This is a genomic window from Desulfonatronovibrio magnus, from assembly GCF_000934755.1.
Lineage (GTDB): Bacteria > Desulfobacterota > Desulfovibrionia > Desulfovibrionales > Desulfonatronovibrionaceae > Desulfonatronovibrio > Desulfonatronovibrio magnus.
The window spans coordinates 1-4,441 of sequence record NZ_JYNP01000128.1 but is presented as its reverse complement, the minus strand read 5'-3'; the positions used below and the strand labels follow the sequence as shown (position 1 = coordinate 4,441).

At 44.4% G+C, this 4,441-nt stretch carries 9 protein-coding genes and 2 pseudogenes; all 11 read left to right on the top strand.

What is annotated here, in order from left to right; translation table 11 throughout:
- A pseudogene (locus LZ23_RS24655) lies at positions 1 to 240 on the top strand (hypothetical protein); the annotation flags it as partial.
- 45 nt (positions 241 to 285) lie between these two features.
- Positions 286 to 564 (top strand): type II toxin-antitoxin system RelE family toxin, encoded by a 279-nt coding sequence (locus LZ23_RS11575; RefSeq protein ID WP_045214345.1) that lies wholly within the window; start codon positions 286 to 288, stop codon positions 562 to 564.
- Positions 545 to 889: a helix-turn-helix transcriptional regulator gene (locus LZ23_RS11570; protein ID WP_232300478.1), complete on the top strand. Its 345-nt coding sequence runs from the start codon at positions 545 to 547 to the stop codon at positions 887 to 889. The genes LZ23_RS11575 and LZ23_RS11570 overlap by 20 nt, the downstream gene beginning before the upstream one ends.
- An 81-nt stretch (positions 890 to 970) precedes the next feature.
- Positions 971 to 1,159: a DUF6447 family protein gene (locus LZ23_RS11565; protein ID WP_045214341.1), complete on the top strand. Its 189-nt coding sequence runs from the start codon at positions 971 to 973 to the stop codon at positions 1,157 to 1,159.
- Between the two features lie 36 nt (positions 1,160 to 1,195).
- Entirely contained in the window at positions 1,196 to 1,465 is a 270-nt protein-coding gene (locus LZ23_RS11560) for a DUF4160 domain-containing protein (RefSeq protein ID WP_045214339.1), read from the top strand.
- Between the two features lie 12 nt (positions 1,466 to 1,477).
- Complete coding sequence (locus tag LZ23_RS11555; protein ID WP_045214337.1) at positions 1,478 to 1,732, top strand: DUF2442 domain-containing protein; 255 nt, start codon at positions 1,478 to 1,480, stop codon at positions 1,730 to 1,732.
- A gap of 29 nt (positions 1,733 to 1,761) precedes the next feature.
- The gene (locus LZ23_RS11550) at positions 1,762 to 2,193 is read left to right on the top strand and encodes a class I SAM-dependent methyltransferase (protein WP_045214336.1); all 432 of its coding nucleotides are present in this window, start codon (positions 1,762 to 1,764) and stop codon (positions 2,191 to 2,193) included.
- The gene (locus tag LZ23_RS11545) at positions 2,190 to 2,882 is read left to right on the top strand and encodes an Rpn family recombination-promoting nuclease/putative transposase (RefSeq protein ID WP_045214334.1); all 693 of its coding nucleotides are present in this window, start codon (positions 2,190 to 2,192) and stop codon (positions 2,880 to 2,882) included. The genes LZ23_RS11550 and LZ23_RS11545 overlap by 4 nt, the downstream gene beginning before the upstream one ends.
- A gap of 277 nt (positions 2,883 to 3,159) precedes the next feature.
- A pseudogene (locus LZ23_RS23555) lies at positions 3,160 to 3,431 on the top strand (hypothetical protein); the annotation flags it as partial.
- Positions 3,432 to 3,482: 51 nt separating this feature from the next.
- A complete protein-coding gene (locus LZ23_RS11540; RefSeq protein ID WP_045214332.1) occupies positions 3,483 to 3,821 on the top strand; it encodes a type II toxin-antitoxin system RelE/ParE family toxin in 339 nt (112 codons plus the stop codon).
- The gene (locus LZ23_RS11535) at positions 3,818 to 4,105 is read left to right on the top strand and encodes a helix-turn-helix domain-containing protein (protein WP_045214330.1); all 288 of its coding nucleotides are present in this window, start codon (positions 3,818 to 3,820) and stop codon (positions 4,103 to 4,105) included. The genes LZ23_RS11540 and LZ23_RS11535 overlap by 4 nt, the downstream gene beginning before the upstream one ends.
- Positions 4,106 to 4,441 lie beyond the last annotated feature (336 nt).

Below are 4,441 nucleotides of genomic sequence, written 5' to 3'. Positions count from 1 at the left end.
GGGATTGATCCAAAGATCGTGGAAAAAGCCAGAAAGAAAGGCTTTAAAATATCCAGGACTGACCGGTTCAGGTACAGATGCCGGTATTTTACAGATTCCGGGGTGATCGGGGGGAAAGACTTTGTTCAGGAGGTGTTTGACCAGGTCAAGCACTTGCTGGGGTCCAAGGATACAAGGAAATTTACTCCCGTTGGTGGTGTTGAGGGGTTGTATTCCATGAAGAGGCTGGGAGCGGGCTGAAAAAAGCAGACTTGACTTTATACCTGTTATGGGTATAAAGAGACAATGAACTGGACAGTTGAATTTACCGGCAAGTCTAAAAAACAGGCGGATAAGCTCCCTGCCAAAGTGCGGGAGGTTTTGTTCCAGCTGACTCAGGAAATCGAGTTTTGTGGTCCTGTCCGTGGAGACTGGCCTAACTATTCAAAACTATCCAACACGGAACATCATTGCCATTTGAAGAAGGGTAAACCAACCTATGTGGCTGTCTGGAGAGAAGTACAGGGAAAAGTAAAGCTGGTGGAGGTAGTTTATGCAGGAAGCCATGAAAAAGCCCCATACTGAAGATGATATAATCACTCTGAATTTGCGTGTTCGGCGTAGCATTGCAGGCAAGGTCAAACAATATGTTCGGCTTCTGGAAGCAGATAATAAACCTGCTTATTCTGTAGCTGAGGTATTTCCTGAATATATGGATAAAAAGCCAAATATAGCTCTTCGGACTTATAGATCCAGAGAGAGTTTAACCCAGAAAGAATTATCTCTTAAGACAGGAATTCCTCAGCATCAAATTAGTGAGATGGAAAACTGCAAGAGAGGGATTGGTAAGGAACGAGCCCGCAAGCTGGCCCAGGCCCTTAATGTTTCTGATTATCGACTTTTTTTGTAATGAGCAAAAAGAGTCTCATCATTGGCGCTATGGGTAACCGGATCAGTTTTCAAACACATAAACATAAAAGGAGTGACAATTATGCCAACTATTACAATTGATGGAAAAGAGTACGATTCAGATACCCTCTCAGAAGAAGCCAAGGCCCAGCTTGGGTCAATCCAGTTTGTGGATAGGAAAATAGCCGAGCTGCAGGCAGAGATAGCAGCCCTGCAAACTGCACGGAATGCTTATGCTAAAGCTCTTTCTGAAACGCTGAATCAGCAATAAGTTTATTTATTTGCACTTAGCAGCAAAGGATTGACCATGCCCACAATCAGCATGTTCTATGGCATAATTATTTCAATGTTTTACGAAATTAAGGAAAAACACCATCTGCCTCATATCCATGCCCGGTATCAGGGACATAAGGCTTCCATCTCTATTGAAGACAGCAGTTTGCTTGCTGGAAGCCTGCCCGCTAAGCAACTGAGGATGGTTCAAGTCTGGGTGGACTTGCATCGTGAGGAATTATCGGCTAACTGGGAATTAGCCAATCAAGGCATTGAACTGTTTAGAATTGATCCTTTAAGGTAAGGAGGTATAATCATGTTGCTTGATGTTATAAATGTGCAGCCTAAACCTGACTTCAGCATGATAATTAAGTTTGAAAATGGTGAACATAGATATTTTGATATGAAGCCTTATATCAATCAGAAGCCCTGGTTTGTCCTCACTGAAGGGAACAGGTTTCTTAAGGCATTTGTGCTAAATGGTACTGTTGCCTGGCCGGACAATATAGATATTGATCCGGAAACCCTCTATGAGTACTCAGTCTCCTTGGATAATCAGGCTGTTGCATAATTACACAATTAACTTTTGGAGACCACCCCATGACCACCGCATGGCAACACGGCTACTACTCTGACACATCCTACACCTACGGCTTCTACAAAGAATTCGCACCCAACTGGCTGGACTGGGTAGCCTTACTTAAGGGCTCTGAACCACCAAGCACCAGCCAAAGAATGCTGGAACTTGGCTGTGGTCAGGGTCTGGGTTTATCTGTACTGGCTGCGGCTAACCCGAACATGCACTTTGTGGGTGTGGACTTTAACCCGGAACAGGTAGCACACGCCAGAAGTTTGGTAAGAAGAACAGGCCTCTCCAATATTGAATTCCATGAGGCCGACTTTGTGTCTCTGGCAAGTAAAGACCAGCCATTTGAGCCCTGCGATTATGTAGTGGCGCATGGAAAGAAAGTGGGGACAGGTTCTTTGAGTTGCCTCTTCAAGCTCTTCACTATTCGGTCCAGAAATGGATGAACCTGTATAGACGTAACAAGCTGTCAGGCTACTTGCCTATAATCATTCCCGTGATTATTTATCACGGTGTAAGCGAGTGGACATTCAGCCGCGAATTTGAAGACTATTTTGAAATACCCCATGAATCATTCAGGGTTTTTATTCCTAAATTCAGGCACTTACTGCATGACATAACCCATATGGCAGACGAGGCTTTCAAAACCTCTATTCTTATGGAGATATTTCACCTGCTGTTTAAGTACATTCACTTCCCTGAACTGGACATAAAGCTCCAGGAAATATTTGACTTACTTGAGCAGCTGCCTGATGAGGATAAAAGAAAAGAATATCTGTTTAATATTTTGAAATACGTACTGGCATCTGGCCCTTTGAGTAGGGCACGAGTAACACAACTTACCAGACGATTTCCAGGAGGTGAGGATATGGTAGGAGTAGCAGCACAAGAAATGTTAAAGGATCTTGAACAGACAAGGCGGCCTTACTGGGAGGGGGTTGGCGAACTTAAAGCCACCCAAGACACCTTGGTAGACCTTGCAACAGAGCTATACGGCCCATTACCCGGCATACTCCAAGTCAAAATTAAGTCCATACAATCCATTGAGAACCTCAGGGCTTTAAACCGGAAAATAATCAGAACTGAGTCTCTAAATGAGTTTACAGAGCTGGTAGACAGGGCTGCTGAGAATTAATTTCCGACAGTGGCATAGAAGAAGTATGGGACAGGTTAATTATTGCAAACAAAATCGAAATTTGTTAAGTTTACTCCAAACCGCTCAACCACAAGCCTTAACGGAGGTTAGTTATGCCAAGAATAGCCAGATTTATTCGTGAAAACCAACCTACAGTATACCATGTTATATCCAGAACAGCCCGTTGAAGAAGGTATCAGGAGTCAGGGGACAAGGGACAGTGAAGAAGGTATCAGGAGTCAGGGGACAGGGGACAGTGAAGAGCTTGAAGAGAGGGATTGATCCAAAGATCGTGGAAAAAGCCAGAAAGAAAGGCTTTAAAATATCCAGGACTGACCGGTTCAGGTACAGATGCCGGTATTTTACAGACTCAGGTGTGATCGGGGGGAAAGACTTTGTGCAGGAGGCCCCAGTAAAATGAAAAGAAATTTTACGGGGTAAATATTCGACCAGGTCAAGCATCTACTGGGGTCCAAGGATGAACGGAAATTTACTCCGGTTGGTGGGGTGGAGGGGGTTTATTCCATGAAGAGGTTGGGAGTTGGCTGATGACTATATTTAAGACTTGCCATCTCATACAAGATATTATATAAAATCTGCATGTCTGATATCAATCCAGTTGTCTTTCTTGGAACCAGCCTTGAAGACTTGCGCTCTTTTCCAGACAATCCACGACGTGAAGCCGGCTATCAGATAGATAAACTCCAAAGAGGAGATACCCCAGACAGCTGGAAGCCTGTTACTGTTATAGGCCCTGGTGTTCAGGAAATCCGATTGCGAGATGTGACAGGACAGTTTCGAGTTCTATATGTGGCTAAATTTGCAGAAGCAGTCTATATTCTTCACTGTTTCTGCAAAAAGACCCAGAGAATTTCCAAATGCGATCTGGACTTGGCTACCAATCGCTATCGTGAATTACTCAAGGAGAGAAAAACATGAGCAATAATAGTTTCAATAGCATTTGGGATGCCATCGAAGATACGCAGGAAGAAGCTGAAAACATGAAGCTTCGCTCAATACTCATGATGGCCTTGAGTAAACATATTAAACGTAATGAACTCAGTCAGTCACAGGCTGCACAATTGTTCCGAGTGACTCAACCTCGGATATCAGATCTGATGAGAGGCAAGATTAACCTCTTCAGCCTTGATTCCCTGGTTAATATGGCTGTAACTGCGGGGCTTCATGTTGAACTGCGTGTCCATGAACTTGAAGCTGCATAAACCAATATACCCCATGTCACTGACCGCCCTAATGGAGCCACTTGATGTTCACCCTAATGGAGCCAGTTGATGATCACCTAATGCGTCCACCTGATGATCGCCTCAATGGAGCCATCCTGTGACCGCCCTAAAACCATCAGAGAAAGTTGGGACAGGTTCTTTAAGTTGCATTTTCTAACCCATTCCGCTATATTCCTCTCAACCCAGCAACCACAAGCCTTCCAGGAGGTTCACCATGCCCAGAATAGCCAGATTTATCCGGGATAATCAGCCCAGCGTATACCATATTGTTTCCCGAACCGCCCGTTGAAGAAGGTATCAGGAGTCAGGGGACAG

Coding starts and splice junctions, on each gene's coding strand:
- LZ23_RS11560 (WP_045214339.1), top strand. CDS start 1,196: ATGCCCACAATCAGCATGTTCTATGGCATAATTATTTCAATGTTTTAC.
- LZ23_RS11570 (WP_232300478.1), top strand. CDS start 545: ATGAAAAAGCCCCATACTGAAGATGATATAATCACTCTGAATTTGCGT.
- LZ23_RS11555 (WP_045214337.1), top strand. CDS start 1,478: ATGTTGCTTGATGTTATAAATGTGCAGCCTAAACCTGACTTCAGCATG.
- LZ23_RS11550 (WP_045214336.1), top strand. CDS start 1,762: ATGACCACCGCATGGCAACACGGCTACTACTCTGACACATCCTACACC.
- LZ23_RS11535 (WP_045214330.1), top strand. CDS start 3,818: ATGAGCAATAATAGTTTCAATAGCATTTGGGATGCCATCGAAGATACG.
- LZ23_RS11545 (WP_045214334.1), top strand. CDS start 2,190: ATGAACCTGTATAGACGTAACAAGCTGTCAGGCTACTTGCCTATAATC.
- LZ23_RS11565 (WP_045214341.1), top strand. CDS start 971: ATGCCAACTATTACAATTGATGGAAAAGAGTACGATTCAGATACCCTC.
- LZ23_RS11575 (WP_045214345.1), top strand. CDS start 286: ATGAACTGGACAGTTGAATTTACCGGCAAGTCTAAAAAACAGGCGGAT.
- LZ23_RS11540 (WP_045214332.1), top strand. CDS start 3,483: ATGTCTGATATCAATCCAGTTGTCTTTCTTGGAACCAGCCTTGAAGAC.